The organism is Bacillus multifaciens (assembly GCF_030756675.1).
GTDB classification, from domain to species: domain Bacteria; phylum Bacillota; class Bacilli; order Bacillales; family Bacillaceae_G; genus Bacillus_A; species Bacillus_A multifaciens.
Window position 1 is genome coordinate 1 of the sequence record NZ_JAVBXD010000004.1, and the last position, 16,670, is coordinate 16,670.

Sequence of the window (16,670 nt, forward strand, 5' to 3'; positions counted from 1 at the left end):
ATTGCTGCTATGCAGAAAAAAAGGAGCTTCCACTCGCTTTCTCCCTTTGTTTTCACTTCGCATGTGGCAGGAAAAGGCACTGACCGCTTCTATGCATGGCCAGATGCTCTCGCCCACCTAAAAAAAGATGGTTTTATGTCAGTTTTTTAATTCGTATTTATATATATAAAAGAGCCTCTCTCTAAAAGAGTGGCCCTTTTGTATTTAATGTCGTTCTTCGGAATAAAGTAGTATGTTACAAGTTAACCATTTCATAACCATTTACAAAGTACTCTATTGTTTCTAACTCATCTTCGTTTAATTCTCTATCAAGTTCTTGTTTATACGCCGTTTTTATTTTTTCTGCATCGCCTTTATGTATTTCCGTGTAGGTACCTACTGTTTTTAGCAAACGAATCTCTTGCAAAAATTCATTTCTATCAATTGCTTTCCCGTGTGAAAGAATATAGGTCTCAGCATCAAATTTCTCTAATTCTCGTATTAATTCAAACGTTCGTTTCGTTGTATAGTTCCACTTCGAAGAAAAAATATCTGCATAGATACAATCTCCTAAAAACAATATCTTTTCTTCTTTAATATAAATAACAACGGAGTCATGTGAATGGTCACCTCCCACATGCTTTAACACACATGTCACATCACCAAGGTCTAATTCAAGTTGTTTCTGAAACGTTAATGACGGTAAGACAATTTGAATATTTCTTGGTTGTTCACTGAATTCTTTTTTTATACAACTAGCACAAAATTCAATTTCTGTACCTTCTTTTACCCGTATGTCCAAGGCCTCATCTGTCCATTCATAAGAAACGAGTGTATTCATCTCTTCTTTTGTTTCACTATGCGCGATAGACAAAGCATTTTTTAATACAGGTAATCCAAAAATATGATCCCAATGCCAGTGTGTTAATGCAACGAAATCAGGATTTGAGATGTTTTGTTCGTTTAGCATTTCTAAAAACAAATGTGCATGTGCTTCTGAATTACCTGCATCTATCATCAAAGTCTTTTCTTTTCCAACTACCATTCCTAAGATAGGTCTATCTGTTTCAGAAACAGGTGTCATATACCAAAATGAATGTCCTATTTTTTTAATTTGCTGCATAACTATTGCCTCCATTTATGACTGTGTAAGAACTGCCACCAAAGAAATTTCTTAGCTTTGTATTTTGATTACTAGTAAATGAATACATCAAAATATAATCATTCTTCATATTTTTTCTAATGCAATACAAATACTGATGGTTATTTTTCCGTTGAACAAAATAGCCCTGTTTCATCGGAACTAATTGTTTGTCTATATTCTCCTACCGTTTAAGCTAATTCAGACAGGAATATTTTTTCTCAGTACTTGTTACTTTTAATCTTTTTTGCAGTCCGAACTCATCTTTCAATTATATTGATTATATTACAATTTATATAAATGAGATACATCCAATACGCAACTTCATGTGAACCAATTTAATACCTACCCAACACAATCAGCCCATGTTGAATCATATGTAAGAATTCATATTCCAAACAAAAAATTCATTTAGATTAAGAAAAAGAAATTAAAAATTTCGAAAAAACCCTTTTCCAATGAGCAACGTTTGTTATTCATTTGCAATCATACAAAAAGTGGTTTATTATGATTTGCTTTTATGTTATTAATAGATTTATTATCATTACGGTACATGAAATTTTTAATATTTACACTCCTAAACTAAACAAGCGAGCATTGATATATCAATGCTCGCTTGTTTAGTTCTTAAATTTCTCTTTGGCCGCACGCATCTTCACTTGTAAATCGTGATCGACAGCGTTGCGAATGTTACGTTCTACTGTTTCCATCTCTTTTTGAAATCCTTTTAGATAGATCGTAAGCTCTTCTTCTTTCTCTGAACGCTGCGCCGGTGGTATTTGTGCAATGAGTGATAACATATCTACTAAGTCTTTCATTAAGAAAGTCTCGAGTTTATGTTGCTGTTCAAACATACGATTTTCTTGATAGTATGGAATAGCTTGCAGTACAGAGATTGTCACATCATCAATAGATCTTTGCAATGATGGATTTACTGAGCGTTTGTATATTTCAATATGTTTTAATGCATCTGGATAACGGTCATAAAAGTACAACTTGTAAAACGAGAAATCTGTTGGCTTGGATGGTTGCGTTAACTCCTTTTTCAAGAACTCTTTTACTTTCATCGTCGTCATTTCCATATCTTCACTTGTAACTTGCTTTGTTGTTTTTACAGTATAGTGGAGTTTTTTCTGTTTTTCCTTCGGCAACATGGAAAAAATTTGTTCCTTTGTACGATCGTTAGATGTACAAAAAAGGACGGTAAACGCTTTTTGACTACTACTTCCCTCCATACGAATCCAGCGGTAAAACAACGGATGTTGCGTGAATTCTTGTAAAAATGGTACTGTGCTGTGTGATAAACGCTCCATTGAGTCTGTCACTCGTTTATACGGTTTTGTCCACGATAAATAAAATTTTCGGCCAAAATAAGCAAGTAAAATTACTGCTGTAAGTCCTATCAAAAGGACTATGCCGATAAGTAGCAAAATAAATTCAAAGAAACCCATGTTTTCACCTCCTCTATTGTAGTTTATTTAGTTGGACGCTGAATGAGCTTCTTTTTCATTTCATCGTTGAACGTGTCTAGTTCTTTTACAAACATTTTACTCGATTCAATAATACGTTCTGTTGATTTTTCAGACGCTTCAATCGCCGCAAATACGTTTTGGAATGATTCGCGAAGTTTCTCCATGCCGATTGCTGGATTTTCTAACAACTTAGTCGTTTCTTCTGTATTTTGTTTTAACGCCTGTGAATTACTTAATATCATTGATTCGATTGCTTCATTTGTCGCGTTTACAGCATCAATTGTTTTCCTTTGATTCGTTAGCGCCAATTGAATAGCTGCTGAAACTGTAACAACGTTTTGCGTCATTGTAATTGCATTTCGAATTGCTTCTGTTAACTTTTCATTATTTTTCTTAATGATATCAACAGAGGCAATAGATTGAAGTAAGACACTCTTTGCTTGCTGCATGTTACGCGTACGTACAAGTATCTTTTCTAGCGCATCGTTAATTAACGGAACATCTTTTTGCCGCTCTGGATTTTGTTTTTCTACTTCCAACATATCCGCAAGCTTCTTCCCTAAATACACTTGTTTATCAAGCGCATGAATCTTTTGCTCGGATTGTTCTTTTAACATTTCTAAACCGACGCTGTCTTCTCGTAAATTATCACGACCAACTAATAGCGCCTTTATAATCTCTTCAATTTGTTTATCAATGGATTGATATTTATGAACATAGGTTTCTATCGGATTTTTCTTAAATACTTTGAACATAATTCGTTTCATACCAGATGCATTTAGTGAGTTCGGATCTAATTCTGAAACAACTTTACGTAAATCAAGCAAAGTTTTAGGGATATCTTCATTTTTCCCATTCATCATCGCCGTTACTGGGCGTTTTAATGCCGTTAATGTTTGCCCTGCGTCACGTTGTTCTTTATCTCCTAAATCAGCAAGTTGTGCCAGTACTTTTGAAAGATCTGCATTATGTTCACTATTTAACTTTTGTACATACAAATCAGCTTCTTTATTTAGTTCAGCTAATTCCTCATCTTTAATGACTGAATCTACTACTACTTCTATATTGTCCTGTGATAAGATTTCCTTCTTTTGCAATTCCGTCAACAAAATCGCTCCTTTATATACATACACTTATAATTATGGTTAAGTGGCCATTTCTTTAAACGACCTATTTTACAATCATTCTCCGTTTTATATTATAAGTATACCTATTGTATTTTTAATTGTCCTCAGACTTAAGGCTGAGAAACTTCCATTCTTAGGGCGTATTCTTTTGTTTACAAGCTAACAATTCTTCTTATATATTCTATTTAACTTTTTTTCCTCATAACATAAGCACCCATCTTAAAAGGCAATAACACTGTTTCAAACTTCTTCTCTTCTTCGACTAAATCAAAAAAATTCTGTAATTCTTCTGCATGCGAAGTTGCATTATCAACGACGATGATACTTTTCGGCATTAAAATACGTTTTAAGTCTTCCCACCACCATAAATATTGCGTGCGTTCTGCATCTAAAAAAATAAAATCATACGACTTGTCTAGCTGTTCTGATAAAAATGCCCCAGCTTCTTGATTATGGATATGAATATAGTTTGTGAGGTTTGCTTTTTGGAAGTTTTCATTCGCCTCTGCCACTCGTTTCGATGAAAGTTCAACTGTTGTAACAGTCCCCTTTGTTTTCTCGGCAGCATTAGCTAGCCATATTGTAGAGAATCCATTCGATGTTCCAATTTCTAATATGTGTTTCGCTTCACACATTTTCACCATAATAGATAAAAACTGCCCCATTTCTTTAGAAACATTACGCAATCTTTCTTCTCTCGTTTCTTTTGTGTGATCATGTTCTAATCCGAATACTTCAAGATCTTGCAGTAATTTTTCTACTTCTATTCTCATACATATTCCCCTTTCATTTCTAAACATGAAAAATAGTATATGGATGATGTCAAAAAATAAGATGTAGGTCTACCTACAATTATATGCTATTAGAAAGGCTTTTTCCTGTATGAAGGCGAACTATTATTACTTAATTGAAAAAAACAAAAAAATGAAGGTGAATTCGTGAAAGAACAACTGATTGATAAAGCTACTTATTTAACTGAAAATGAATTTAAGAAGTTTCAATTTGCTATTACATTCGCTGAACAAGCACATGAAGGACAATTTCGTATATCCGGAGAACCTTATATTCTACACCCTTTTGCTGTTACAGACATATTGCTAGATTGCAAGGCTGATTGTGTAACATTAATTTCGGCATTATTACATGATGTCGTAGAAGATACAAATTATACATTGGAAGATATACAAAAACACTTTGGAAATGAAGTTTCTTATATAGTCGATGGACTAACGAAAGTGGATAAAAAATCTGTACAAAATAAAGAAGAATTTGAAGCAATTAATTTCAAAAAATTACTTATGGCTGCACAAAAAGACATTCGAGTGATCATTATAAAAGTAACAGATCGTCTTCACAATATGAGAACACTGCAAGTAAAAAATAAACATAAACAAGTTCCTTATGCAAACGAAACAATAAAGATATTTGCTCCACTTTGCCATAAGCTACATTTAAAAACGATACAATATGAATTAGAAGATCTTGCATTTTTTTATCTCCATAATCAAAAGTACAAAGGTATGAAACAACTTTTACATAATTACAATCAAATATTACGCCATCTAACAGATACCATTTCTACAGACATGCAAAGCTTTCATGACGAACTATTAACATGGCACCTGGATTATGAAATAAGTCCTATTAATACTGCTTACTCTCGTCTACAAGTCATTCAAGATGTAACAATGGTTTCAAAAATTCATATTACAACTTCATCCATTTTAGATTGTTATAAAATTCTTGGAATGGTACATCAATTATACGAACCAATTCCACATCAATTTGAAGATACAATTTCCATCAATAGCAATTTATTTAACAAATGTTTGAAAACAAAAGTTAAAATCGATAACCACGAGATCGCTATATATATTCAAACTGAAGATAGTAAACGAATATATGATGGAGGTATTTTTTCTATACTTTCTAGCGATATGCCGCATTCTCAAGTACAGCAGCTTTCTGAGCAGTTTATGGATGATACAATTATGAACAACTTGGAATTAACAAAAGATGCGCTCACTTTCTATGATTTAGTTTCCTACGAACTCTTTCAAGATACAATCGTTGTTTTCACACCACAATTACAGCCAATTCATTTACCGGAAGGAGCAACAATTATCGATTTTGCATTTGCAGTAGACACAAAACTAGCAATACATATGTCTTCTGCAAAAATAAACGGCGATAAAACATCAATTACGACTACTCTTTCACACCTAGATATTGTTGAAATGATAATTGATTCTCCTACCATTCATCTTGAGGCTAAGTGGTTGAATTTCGCTAATACTTCTAAAGCACAGTTGGCGATTCATAAAGCGTTTCACGGTGAATAAGCTCTATACATATTTAATAAACGCAACAATTGTTCCCTTGTATAGCAACATAAAGTCTTTGTTTCCATAACCTCACTAATATGAGTAAATTGTATAATAACATATAAAAGGTGGTACAAATTTAGAATTGTACCACCTTTTATAAAAAAATATATTCAAATAAATAAATTCTACTAATCTCTCATACGTTTCCGAATATCTGCTGCAACCTTAGTAGGATTATCAATTTCAAAAATAACATACTTATATTTTTCGTGACCTTCTAATTCAATCATGACGAGAGGTACTCTATTTTCATAGGAAAGAAAATACCATTCATCAGCATATTTAAAACTTCCCTCAAAAATGTTAAGGGCAGGAATTGATGTTCCAGGCATGCGAAGCATCCATTGCGGAGCATCAAAATAGTCTACAAACACATTTTTTATTGTGTGAAATGGCATTTTTAACGATAATTTCACCGCAAAGAAACCTGTTACCCCATTTAATTTTAAAATTACCCCTTCTTCATCAAAGCCTACTTCTCTCCCCATGTTCTCTCTCCTACCTTTTTATAAGTCCATCATCTAAATTGTAACACAGGAAGAAAAAACAGGAAATTCAGACTTATTCAAAATACATAGCAACTGGCGAAATGATAAAATTATTTGCTGCTACCACTCCGAATCCTCCTAGCAAATTTGTAGGAAATCCTAAAAATTCATGTAAAATTTCACTTGGTTGCTTATCTATCAGGTTCGAATAGTCTAGAGAATATATTTCTTTTTTATTTATTTTTTTTGTTATTTTTCCAATAAGGGTAATTTCAACTGATGCATCTGCTGAACCATATTTAAAAGCGAGTTCCCCTATGCTCTCTGTTAAATAGCACTCCTTAACTGGTATTAAACAATTATCCATCTTTATAAATGAGCTATATGGAATAGCCTCTTTAATATATACCAACATATCTTTCACTGAATGAATCTTATTCTTTTGCACACTCACCATATTCTCGTAAGTTTTTTCAAGTTCATTCAGAAAAACAGTCCTTTGTTCGAGTGTTAATGTTTGTTCAAGGATAGTTTGTACTTCTACATTTTTGGCTTCTTCTAGTTTATTAAAGAGAAATTTAATAAATTTATCATTTATCATTTTTTGAACAACATCAAAATTTATTGGTTGAAAACTTGAAGTAAACTTCACATATGTACCTGGAGCCAATTCTTCACTGTCTTTCTGCTCATTAAAATTAATTAAAGAAGAATTTTTATGAAGATAATCTTCAAATTCATTTAGAGTACTATACTGCTGCCCTAGCGTATTTTCCTTTACCTCTATACTTTTCGTCGTACCGATCAATTCATTATTTATTTGTGCAATAAAAGAATGGATAACATCCTTGTCTAAATATACCAACTCTTTCAAAAATAGTTCCTCCTAAAAAAACATTTGTTTATTCAGTTATTATAATACCTTTTTGTATACATAGATATAGATTTACGAATTAATATCTGTGTATTTTAACAAAAAATTTTACGCTTATATTCTTATATTTATTAATTATATAAAAAGGTATCCGTATCTCCATCATTAATGGAAACTGGGAAGACAGCTTCCTTGACGTACTAAATAACAAGATTGATTTCGATAACGCTATTGAAATCTATGTTTCTAGGTTAGTTCAGTATCAGTCATAATCTACAAAATAAAAATTATTGAAATAGATACTAAATACACCTTGAAGTTTGTCTCTCATCTATTCTTCCCTGTCAATTATAAAGCGCAATAAATCTTCTTCTTCATCAAATTTTCCTGCTTCCACAAAACCAAAACTTTTATATAATTGACGAGCAGCAGCGTTTTCTTTATGAACTGTTAAGCGAATTTCTTTGCACTGCGGATATTGATTTATAATCCATTTCACCATCTCGCAAAGCGCCGCTCGGCCGTATCCTTTCCCTTGATGCTTTTCATCAATGATAAAGCCATTGATCCAATACATATCATTCGTATTCTCAACAAAAGCATGCATCACAAAACCAATCATCCCCCGCTCTTTTTCATAAATAGCAAAGGGCAGATAATTCACATGATCACCATCTGGTTTAATAAACACTTTAGCAAGCGATACTGCTACGATAGGAACAAAATGATTTTGAACGTCTTTTACTTTTAATTTTAGAGCCTCTTGCCAATTCTCTCTCGTCACTGGTTCTAATTGCAATTCCATCTAATTCTCCCCTACTCAATCAAAATTGTATTACTTCTTCTTTCGCTTGTTTTTTATTTGTTACGTTTATAGAAATTACACAAATGCTTGGCATTTCCAAATCACCCACATCTTTGGTTTCATTCTATATATCCATTTTAATTTCCCGACATATAATCCGCTGCTATGTTTAATCCGACATGACCGCTACTTGCTTTCTCCTTTTGTTTAACCTTGCCTGTGGCAGAAAAAGGCCCTGACCGCTTCTATGCACGGCCAGATGCTCTCGGCCGCCTAAAAAGAAAGAAGGTTTTTATGTCGATTTTTTAATTTGTATTTATGTATTTCTTTATTACCTAAAGTTTTCCTTTTTTTCTAAGTAATTCTCATCATTCAATAATCTACAGTGAATTATCCAACCTATATCTTACATGTATTCCCAAATAAACCACATACTAAGTTTGAACTTATTTACAATAAAAGTGAGGCTTATTACATGATAAAAACTCCTAAAGCTATTATTGTTATTTTTGGTGCGACAGGTGATTTAGCAAAACGGAAATTGTTCCCATCCATTTACAGATTATATCAAAGCGGAAAAATCTCTGAAGATTTCGCTGTTGTTGGTGTTGCTAGAAGACCTTGGTCTAATGAAATATTTCGCGAAAATGTCAAACGATCTATTCATCACTTTCCAGATGATAATGGCGGTCAAGATATATTTGCTTCCCATTTCTACTATCATCCTTTTGATGTAACAAACATTTCTTCTTATCATGAGCTTAAAAGTTTGTTAAGCACACTTGATGATAGATATAACACGGCGGGAAATCGCATTTTTTATTTAGCAATGGCACCTGATTTTTTTGGAACAATTGCTACGAATTTAAAATCAGAAAGATTAACTACTACAGAAGGATGGATTCGATTAATTATAGAAAAGCCATTTGGACATGACTATGACTCAGCTCAAGAACTAAACAATCAACTGCGCATGGCCTTTACAGAAGAACAAATTTACCGGATTGATCATTACTTAGGAAAAGAAATGGTCCAAAATATTAAAGTGATTCGCTTTGCCAACGCTATTTTTGAGCCTCTTTGGAACAGTCAATATATTGCTAACGTTCAAATTACTTCAAGTGAAATATTAGGAGTGGAAGATCGAGGACGTTATTATGAGTCTTCCGGTACTCTCCGCGATATGGTACAAAATCATATGCTGCAAATGGTCGCTCTTCTTGCGATGGATCCGCCTATTAAGCTAACTGCAGAAGAGATTCGCAGCGAAAAAATTAAGATTTTCCGCGCGTTAAAACCGCTTTCGAATAATGAAGTCGAACAATACTTCGTTCGCGGACAGTATGGTCCTGGCATCATAAACGAAAATAAAGTAGTTGGTTACAAAGAAGAAAATGACGTAGATCCAGCATCGAATACAGAAACATTTGTTGCAGGTAAGCTAATGATTGAAAATTTCAGATGGACGGGCGTTCCTTTTTATATTCGAACAGGCAAACGTATGCAAGAAAAATCAACTGAAATTGTTATACAATTTAAAGATTTGCCAATGAATTTATATTTGGGTCAAGAAAGAAAAACCCATCCTAACTTACTCGTTATACATATACAGCCAGATGAGGGAATTACACTGCATTTAAATGCACAAAAAACAAATAGCAGTGTAACATCAACTCCCATTAGATTAAGCTATTGTAATAACTGTGCAGATAAAATGAATACACCCGAGGCCTATGAAATACTCTTATATGATTGCATGCGTGGTGATTCAACCAATTTTGCACATTGGGAGGAAGTGGCCCTTTCTTGGAAATTTGTTGATGTTATTTCAAATGTTTGGTCAAATAATAAAGCTACAGAATTCCCGAACTATGAGTCTGGATCAATGGGTCCTAAGGAATCTGATGTCCTATTAGAAAAAGATGATTTTCATTGGTGGCCAACTATAACAACTCGTTTCAAAGGAGAGAGTGACAATGAAAATATATGATATAACAACACCTATTTTTGAAGGAATGACTGTTTACAAAAATAAACCCGAAAAACAGCCGAAATTTTCTAAAGTCACAAATGCTCATGTAACCGAATCACGTATTGAATTAGATGTTCATACGGGTACACATATCGATGCACCTCTTCATATGATTCGTGAAGGAAAGACATTCGAAACCATTCCATTAGAAAAATTAGTTGGAACTGCTAAAGTTTTTGACTTAACAGCTGTGAAAGATAGGATTACAAAAGCTGATTTAGAAAATCTTGATATTCAAGCTAATGATTTTGTGCTATTTAAAACACAGAATTCATATGAAAACGAATTTAACTTTGATTTTATTTTTTTAAAAGAGGACGGTGCAAACTATTTAGCAGCCCGAAACATTAGAGGGATTGGGATTGATGCACTTGGTGTTGAGCGTAGTCAACCAGGGCATCCTACTCATAAAATATTATTTGGCGCAGATATTATCGTTATAGAAGGATTACACTTAAATGAAGTCTCACCTGACAGCTACTTTATGGTGGCAGCACCATTAAAATTAGTTGGTACAGATGCCTCTCCAGCACGTGTTCTTCTTTTTAAAGATATACAAGTTTGAACTGTTTTTGTAATCAATAAACAGCCCTATTTCAATTGGAATAGGGCTGTTTAAAATACTAATATTGGTATAACTTTAATAACACCAATTATTCGTTCTTCTCGTTTTTTTCCACAGCATGGCCACCAAATTCATTGCGCAATGCCGCTACTACTTTCCCTGTAAATGTATCATTTTCTAACGAACGATACCGCATTAGTAATGACATAGCGATAACAGGCGTTGCCGCTTGTAGATCAAGAGCTGTTTCAACTGTCCATTTCCCTTCACCTGAAGAATGCATAATTCCTTTAATTTCATTTAATTTTGCATCTTTAGAAAATGCTCGTTCTGTCAGTTCCATAAGCCATGAACGAATAACTGAACCATGATTCCACACTTTCGCTACTTTTTCATAATCATAATCGAATTCACTTTTCTCTAACACTTCAAATCCTTCACCAATGGCAGCCATCATTCCATATTCAATGCCATTATGAACCATCTTTAAAAAGTGACCGCTCCCCGCTTTCCCTGCATATATATAACCATTTTCTACCGCTGTATCCCGAAAAATAGGTTCTACAATAGCCCAAGCCTCCGGGTCTCCGCCAATCATATAGCAAGCCCCGTGACGCGCACCTTCTGTTCCACCAGAAGTTCCTGCATCCATAAAATGAATTCCAGCTTCTTTGAAATCATGATAACGCCGAATCGATTCTTTAAAGTGGGAATTACCCGCTTCAATTACAATATCTCCTGAACTTAAAAATGGTTTAACTTCACTCATCACCGAATCAACAACAGCATGTGGAACCATAATCCAAATTATCCTCGGTTTGCCTAATTCTTGAATGAGTTCTTCTAATGTAGTTGTTCCAATAGCCCCGTATCCCTCTATTTCCTTCACCGCATTTGTATTTAAATCAAACGCGACTACTTCATGCTTTTTATCAATTAAGTTTTGTCCTAAGTTAAGTCCCATTTTCCCTAAACCAATTAAACCAATTTTCATGTTCATTTCCTCCTAAAAAAAGAAGTTTTCCTATGTACTTATCTTTCTCCATATTGATAATATATAGTTACTTGAAAACATAAACTCGCCCTAAAACACCTCATCACAAATTACATAAAAATAAACACGTTCCAAATATATTTTGCACAAATTCGTATTAGTAGATACACTGTAACTAGACATCGGAATTTGAATTTTCAAACAATTAAAAGGGGTGTTACCATGTATAAAAAACAACTCACGCATTCCAATAACATCAATTATTTATTATTTGAGCCTACACATGATAATAAACACGTTACGATTATTATTTATCATGGCTGGGGCTCAAGTATATACAATCAAACTTTTCATGAACTAGCTCTAGCATCTGGAGAAATTGCAAAATCTCATCTCTCACTTACTCTCTATCCTCACATAAACCACTCTATTAGCTTACCGATGCTTGAAAACATCGTAAATTGGATAGAAGAAAAATTTGTTATAACAAAAAACACTCATCAATTATGAAAAGATGAGTGTTTCTTTATGTAAAGTACTGTCTATAGAAAACAAATTTTTATCTGATCTATGTATCTTCAAAAGATTTAACATACCAATAATAAAAATTGGAAATAACAGCGCATACAATATTCATTATTCTAAAATCGATGTTATATTATGTACATTACAACAATTCTAACAAAAATCAAAATTCCGCTAGGATTGGAAACTTCATCTCATTAAATTCAACAGGAAGTTCTCCTCTTACCATTAAACGTTTCTTTGATTCATATAATTTTAAATCAGCATCCTCCACCCCTAATTGATCAGGAGAGAAATAAAATTCAATTGTGTGGAATGCTTCTGGAATTACCGCACATAGTTCATCTAAAATAGGCATCAATTCACTTATTACTCCGTATAACTTCAATACACCCTCTTCAATTTCATAAACAAGTATAGCGTTTAGTTCTTCTGAAAAATAAAGTTTCTTGTTCCATTTTTCATCATACATATTTAAGTAGAAAGATGACTGATAGTGTAACGGTGCAAAAACTCGTGAAAGACGTTCTTTATTTTCAAATATATCTTTTATAAGCTGCACATTTTTTTCATCAAAAAAATCTAATTTTCGAATAGATGATAACCTTTGTTCACTCTTTTCATACTGTAAAGTCGCTATATATTCTTTTACTACATTAAAACCGAATGGTGTATATAACTCTGGAGTTTCTGTAAATAAAAATGAATAGTTATACTCCTCATCAATCTTTTGCAACACTTCACCAAACAGCTGCTTCATAAAACCTTTTTTACGATAATTAGGATGTGTCATTACAGATTGAATACCAGCTGCTTTTATACGTTCTCCCCCTACCATCATTGGCATTGAAAACATAGATACATTTGCAATGGCTTCATCTTCTTCAAATAAAGTTAACGGCGAGTATGTCTCATCCCAAAATCCTTTTTTATAAAAATCTTGTAATGTATGTGTTGGAATGTGAAATACTCTTTCAAACAAATCGTATAATCGCTCTCTTCGCTCATTTTCAAACGTGTAATTAGCACAAACCATAATTTTATCCATGTTGTTCCTCCACTTGCAAATTACTACTTATTCCCCTTACTTTTTGGCTGTAAATATTATGAAGTGATGTAAAGAATAAGTGCTATCTTTCAACATATTATCACAAATTTTTTAAAAAAGTTTTATATTAATAAAAATATATTTGTAATATTATAAAGTCGAATAGAAGAATATTCTTATATATTAATATAATAATTATATAACAAACACTGTAAACACTTGGTTTTAAGCGTTGTTCTAAACTAAATATAGTTGATCAAATATAGTTTTTTATTTCACATTTTTCATTTTCTGATTTTCATTTTTTATTTTTTATTTTCATTTTCCTAATTCTTTACATCTTATTTTTTTAATAAAACTTCCATCTTAATTTTTCATGTACAACAGCTATTTAATTCATTATATCGTTTCTCTATTCAAAAAACATCGAACAATTAAAATTTTCTTAATTTTCATTTGCTATCTAGTGATAATAGTTTAAAATAGTTCAAAATGTATTTTATTTAGAAAGGGAATTTTCATATGTATCACTATGTAACAGACATATAGTAACTGTAACGCATATCGTGGACCTCCTCTTATATTCAAACTATAAAATATACTTAGGAGGAATAACCATGAAGGATACTTTTTACCATTTTGTTAAACAAGCTAATCAACCTTTTCAAGGATGGAATTTCTCATTCCTTGAAGATACTGGAAGACTAAGTACAGAACCACTTCCATGGAGCTATTCATCAATCGTATTACAATATATGCATCATGTTGATAACATGCTTGATATGGGAACTGGTGGCGGCGAGTTTTTATCTTTACTAACCCCTCTCCCTGCTAGAACCGCAGCAACAGAAGGATATGCTCCAAATATCGCTTTGGCAAAATCTAAACTAGAACCTTTAGGTGTAGCTGTTCATGCAATCGAAGATGATACGCATTTGCCATTTGCAAACGATCAATTTGATTTGATTATTAACAAACATGAATCATATTGCGAAACAGAAGTAATAAGAACTTTAAAGCCAGACGGTATTTTTATTACTCAACAAGTTGGTGGATTAGATAATTTGGAATTAAACCACCTTCTTCATGCATATACTGAAAGTGAGTACAGTTATTGGGATATGCAATATGCCTCCTCACAACTGAAACAATCTGGATTTCAAATCCTTAAACAACAAGAATACTTTCCTTACCAGCGCTTTTACGACATCGGTAGCATTATCTATTATTTAAAAGCAATTCCATGGCAAATTCCTGATTTTTCGGTATCAAAATATGAAGAGCAATTGCTTCATGTCCATAACCACATTCAACAAAATGGATTTATTGAAATAAAAGCACATCGCTTTTACATTGTAGCTTCTTTTTAATTCATCGCCTCTCCAAGCTAAATCACTCTGCATGGAGAGGCAGTATGATAGCAAAAGCAAAAATGTTACCATCACTTGCAATATTTCTCATTTCATTGTAAAATGAAACCATAGAATATGATATACAGGCAAATCCACTTCACATATTATCAAGCATCAATAGGGATGATATGCGTTCCTTATGGGTTTTTGATAATATGTGAATTTTTATTTTCATTAGAAATAAGACGGATCATATTACACTTATTTTTTTTATTTTTAGGAGGCATTTACCATGACATTAACAGGTAAAGTAAAATGGTTTAACAGCGAAAAAGGTTTCGGATTCATCGAAGTTGCAGACGGAAACGACGTATTCGTTCACTTCTCAGCTATTACTGGCGACGGTTTCAAATCTCTTGACGAAGGTCAAGAAGTTAGCTTCGAAGTTGAAGAAGGAAACCGCGGACCTCAAGCTAAAAACGTTGTAAAGCTATAATTTAGACAATAAAAAGGTTGTTAACATGAACGGTTAACAACCTTTTTAATTATATAAACACTTATTTCACATAAAAGGAGTGATCTCATGTATCGTAATAAAAAGAACGACGTTGCAGAAGTAGCACCGGAAGAAATCCCAGTTTGGGAATGTGAGTCAGAGGAGTGCTTAGGGTGGATGCGAAAAAACTTTGCATTTGAAGAACATCCAAAATGTCCTTTATGTGGAAGTGAAATGAAAAGCGGAGAACGTTTATTGCCTCGATTGGGATAAATTTTTTTGTAAGCACCTTGCAGAATATGCTCTGCAAGGTTTTTTTATACTTCCTAGTTTGACTCCAAATCTATATGAATAACTCCCCCTCTTCAATTTTAGGACTAACCTCTTCTTGATCATAATAAGTTGTTATAGAGTAACATTTTAATCGCTGAGCTTTTCTTCTCATCTCTAATTATTAACTGAACCCATCAAGTACCGTGTTAGCGGCTAACTCCCAACTATTTTCTTTACTTCATCACCTTAAAATAAGAACTTTACTACTTAAAATTGAGAGATAAAAATGGAGTGTGGTGTTATGGAGCGACTTTGGCTTCCGATAATTGTTACGTTTTTTTCATTTGGTGGGTTGCTATTGGGCGGAATTGTCGGACTTGCAACAAAACGAATAGTGGAAGAACAAACATTTCGCTTATACGCTCTTTGCGGTGGGATTCTACTTGGATTGTTACTATTTGAAATCATTCCAGAAACATTTTCAAGTTATGAAATAATCGGACCCATCCTCGGTAGTACCATTGGAATTTTAATGATGCGTTTAATAGATCACTACTGTCATCAGTTTATGATACATAAAAACGATCACCAAACATGGCAAACTTTTTTAATTCTTTCCTTTGCCATTTTTATTCACAATCTACCTAGCGGTTTTGCGTTAGGAACTGCTTTTACAACGCATCATGAATCCACTCTTTCTTTCTTACTAGCCATTATTATTCATCATGTTCCCGAAGGCCTTGCCTTAATTATCGCTTTCTTATTTACTCAGCATAAATATATACCTTTTATCTTAATCATCCTCTTTTTATCAATCATTCTTGGTTTAAGCACTGCGTTTGGTATGATCATTAACAGTAAAACGATTCATTTACCCAGCTTAATAATGGGAAGCGCCATCGGTTCTTTAGGGTATGTAACAATCCATGAAATCCTTTGGAAAGCAAAACAGAACCTATCATTACTCTCTTTTCTTTCTTGGACTGTTGTTGGATGTTTACTTATTATCGTTGTTATGCCCTTTGTAAGTCATCATTGAATAGTCCCCTATCCACTTTATAGTTTCATCAAAGAACGAGCTTACTGGTGATGCTTCTAAAACTTTATATTTA

17 protein-coding genes and 1 pseudogene are annotated in these 16,670 nt (G+C 33.1%); 9 read left to right on the forward strand and 9 right to left on the reverse strand.

The genetic code is table 11. The features are described 5' to 3' along the window. Nucleotides 1–235 precede the first annotated feature (235 nt). The 4 genes from Q9306_RS04035 to Q9306_RS04050 all read right to left on the reverse strand — a co-directional run bounded on the left by Q9306_RS04035 (nt 236) and on the right by Q9306_RS04050 (nt 4,492). Complete coding sequence (locus Q9306_RS04035) at nt 236–1,102, reverse strand: MBL fold metallo-hydrolase (RefSeq protein ID WP_306195540.1); 867 nt, start codon at nt 1,100–1,102, stop codon at nt 236–238. A gap of 638 nt (nt 1,103–1,740) precedes the next feature. Beyond that, a complete protein-coding gene (locus Q9306_RS04040; RefSeq protein ID WP_306195542.1) occupies nt 1,741–2,571 on the reverse strand; it encodes a DUF3974 domain-containing protein in 831 nt (276 codons plus the stop codon). 23 nt (nt 2,572–2,594) lie between these two features. Then, nucleotides 2,595–3,698 (reverse strand): toxic anion resistance protein, encoded by a 1,104-nt coding sequence (locus Q9306_RS04045; RefSeq protein ID WP_306195544.1) that lies wholly within the window; start codon nt 3,696–3,698, stop codon nt 2,595–2,597. 206 nt (nt 3,699–3,904) lie between these two features. After that, nucleotides 3,905–4,492 carry an O-methyltransferase gene (locus tag Q9306_RS04050; RefSeq protein WP_306195546.1) on the reverse strand — a complete coding sequence of 196 codons (588 nt, stop codon included), beginning with the start codon at nt 4,490–4,492 and terminating at the stop codon, nt 3,905–3,907. Between the two features lie 165 nt (nt 4,493–4,657). Here Q9306_RS04050 and Q9306_RS04055 point away from each other — a divergent pair, with 165 nt between their 5' ends. Further along, nucleotides 4,658–6,061, forward strand: a complete 1,404-nt coding sequence (locus Q9306_RS04055; protein WP_306195548.1) for an HD domain-containing protein — start codon at nt 4,658–4,660, stop codon at nt 6,059–6,061. Nucleotides 6,062–6,234: 173 nt separating this feature from the next. On the opposite strand, the gene Q9306_RS04060 is transcribed toward Q9306_RS04055, so the two are convergent. Both Q9306_RS04060 and Q9306_RS04065 read right to left on the reverse strand, forming a co-directional pair. Further along, nucleotides 6,235–6,594, reverse strand: a complete 360-nt coding sequence (locus Q9306_RS04060) for a hypothetical protein (RefSeq protein WP_306195550.1) — start codon at nt 6,592–6,594, stop codon at nt 6,235–6,237. Between the two features lie 73 nt (nt 6,595–6,667). Further along, the gene (locus tag Q9306_RS04065; RefSeq protein WP_306195552.1) at nt 6,668–7,468 is read right to left on the reverse strand and encodes a DUF6414 family protein; all 801 of its coding nucleotides are present in this window, start codon (nt 7,466–7,468) and stop codon (nt 6,668–6,670) included. Nucleotides 7,469–7,632: 164 nt separating this feature from the next. Here Q9306_RS04065 and Q9306_RS24555 point away from each other — a divergent pair. Beyond that, nucleotides 7,633–7,734 (forward strand): annotated as a pseudogene (locus Q9306_RS24555) (metallophosphoesterase family protein); the annotation flags it as partial. Between the two features lie 65 nt (nt 7,735–7,799). Here Q9306_RS24555 and Q9306_RS04070 read toward each other — a convergent pair. Continuing rightward, a complete protein-coding gene (locus Q9306_RS04070) occupies nt 7,800–8,273 on the reverse strand; it encodes a GNAT family N-acetyltransferase (protein ID WP_306195554.1) in 474 nt (157 codons plus the stop codon). A gap of 475 nt (nt 8,274–8,748) precedes the next feature. On the opposite strand from Q9306_RS04070, the gene zwf reads away from it, so the two are divergent. Then, the gene (gene zwf / locus Q9306_RS04075; RefSeq protein ID WP_306195556.1) at nt 8,749–10,263 is read left to right on the forward strand and encodes a glucose-6-phosphate dehydrogenase; all 1,515 of its coding nucleotides are present in this window, start codon (nt 8,749–8,751) and stop codon (nt 10,261–10,263) included. Further along, on the forward strand, nt 10,250–10,870 hold the full coding sequence (locus tag Q9306_RS04080) for a cyclase family protein (protein WP_306195558.1): 621 nt from the start codon (nt 10,250–10,252) through the stop codon (nt 10,868–10,870). Before zwf ends, Q9306_RS04080 begins: the two co-directional genes overlap by 14 nt. Before the next feature lie 88 nt (nt 10,871–10,958). Here Q9306_RS04080 and gnd read toward each other — a convergent pair whose 3' ends face one another. After that, complete coding sequence (gene gnd / locus Q9306_RS04085) at nt 10,959–11,864, reverse strand: phosphogluconate dehydrogenase (NAD(+)-dependent, decarboxylating) (protein ID WP_306195560.1); 906 nt, start codon at nt 11,862–11,864, stop codon at nt 10,959–10,961. Nucleotides 11,865–12,086: 222 nt separating this feature from the next. Between gnd and Q9306_RS04090 the strand changes: the two genes are divergently transcribed. After that, complete coding sequence (locus Q9306_RS04090) at nt 12,087–12,374, forward strand: hypothetical protein (protein ID WP_306195562.1); 288 nt, start codon at nt 12,087–12,089, stop codon at nt 12,372–12,374. 178 nt (nt 12,375–12,552) lie between these two features. Here Q9306_RS04090 and Q9306_RS04095 read toward each other — a convergent pair whose 3' ends face one another. Next, nucleotides 12,553–13,437: a GNAT family N-acetyltransferase gene (locus Q9306_RS04095; protein WP_306195564.1), complete on the reverse strand. Its 885-nt coding sequence runs from the start codon at nt 13,435–13,437 to the stop codon at nt 12,553–12,555. A gap of 617 nt (nt 13,438–14,054) precedes the next feature. On the opposite strand from Q9306_RS04095, the gene Q9306_RS04100 reads away from it, so the two are divergent. The 4 genes from Q9306_RS04100 (at nt 14,055) to Q9306_RS04115 (ending at nt 16,597) form a co-directional block, all read left to right on the forward strand. Next, on the forward strand, nt 14,055–14,807 hold the full coding sequence (locus tag Q9306_RS04100) for a class I SAM-dependent methyltransferase (protein WP_306195566.1): 753 nt from the start codon (nt 14,055–14,057) through the stop codon (nt 14,805–14,807). Between the two features lie 274 nt (nt 14,808–15,081). After that, a complete protein-coding gene (cspD, locus tag Q9306_RS04105; protein ID WP_000176366.1) occupies nt 15,082–15,285 on the forward strand; it encodes a cold-shock protein CspD in 204 nt (67 codons plus the stop codon). A gap of 87 nt (nt 15,286–15,372) precedes the next feature. Further along, complete coding sequence (locus tag Q9306_RS04110) at nt 15,373–15,558, forward strand: cold-shock protein (protein ID WP_020061359.1); 186 nt, start codon at nt 15,373–15,375, stop codon at nt 15,556–15,558. 301 nt (nt 15,559–15,859) lie between these two features. After that, nucleotides 15,860–16,597 (forward strand): ZIP family metal transporter, encoded by a 738-nt coding sequence (locus tag Q9306_RS04115; RefSeq protein WP_306195577.1) that lies wholly within the window; start codon nt 15,860–15,862, stop codon nt 16,595–16,597. The last annotated feature ends 73 nt before the right edge of the window (nt 16,598–16,670 follow it).

Excerpts from the sequence above, each read along its gene's own strand:
- Q9306_RS04035 (WP_306195540.1), bottom strand. The coding sequence starts at position 1,102 with ATGCAGCAAATTAAAAAAATAGGACATTCATTTTGGTATATGACACCT.
- Q9306_RS04040 (WP_306195542.1), bottom strand. The coding sequence starts at position 2,571 with ATGGGTTTCTTTGAATTTATTTTGCTACTTATCGGCATAGTCCTTTTG.
- Q9306_RS04050 (WP_306195546.1), bottom strand. The coding sequence starts at position 4,492 with ATGAGAATAGAAGTAGAAAAATTACTGCAAGATCTTGAAGTATTCGGA.
- Q9306_RS04060 (WP_306195550.1), bottom strand. The coding sequence starts at position 6,594 with ATGGGGAGAGAAGTAGGCTTTGATGAAGAAGGGGTAATTTTAAAATTA.
- Q9306_RS04070 (WP_306195554.1), bottom strand. The coding sequence starts at position 8,273 with ATGGAATTGCAATTAGAACCAGTGACGAGAGAGAATTGGCAAGAGGCT.
- zwf (WP_306195556.1), top strand. The coding sequence starts at position 8,749 with ATGATAAAAACTCCTAAAGCTATTATTGTTATTTTTGGTGCGACAGGT.
- Q9306_RS04080 (WP_306195558.1), top strand. The coding sequence starts at position 10,250 with ATGAAAATATATGATATAACAACACCTATTTTTGAAGGAATGACTGTT.
- gnd (WP_306195560.1), bottom strand. The coding sequence starts at position 11,864 with ATGAAAATTGGTTTAATTGGTTTAGGGAAAATGGGACTTAACTTAGGA.
- Q9306_RS04090 (WP_306195562.1), top strand. The coding sequence starts at position 12,087 with ATGTATAAAAAACAACTCACGCATTCCAATAACATCAATTATTTATTA.
- Q9306_RS04095 (WP_306195564.1), bottom strand. The coding sequence starts at position 13,437 with ATGGATAAAATTATGGTTTGTGCTAATTACACGTTTGAAAATGAGCGA.
- Q9306_RS04100 (WP_306195566.1), top strand. The coding sequence starts at position 14,055 with ATGAAGGATACTTTTTACCATTTTGTTAAACAAGCTAATCAACCTTTT.
- cspD (WP_000176366.1), top strand. The coding sequence starts at position 15,082 with ATGACATTAACAGGTAAAGTAAAATGGTTTAACAGCGAAAAAGGTTTC.
- Q9306_RS04110 (WP_020061359.1), top strand. The coding sequence starts at position 15,373 with ATGTATCGTAATAAAAAGAACGACGTTGCAGAAGTAGCACCGGAAGAA.
- Q9306_RS04115 (WP_306195577.1), top strand. The coding sequence starts at position 15,860 with ATGGAGCGACTTTGGCTTCCGATAATTGTTACGTTTTTTTCATTTGGT.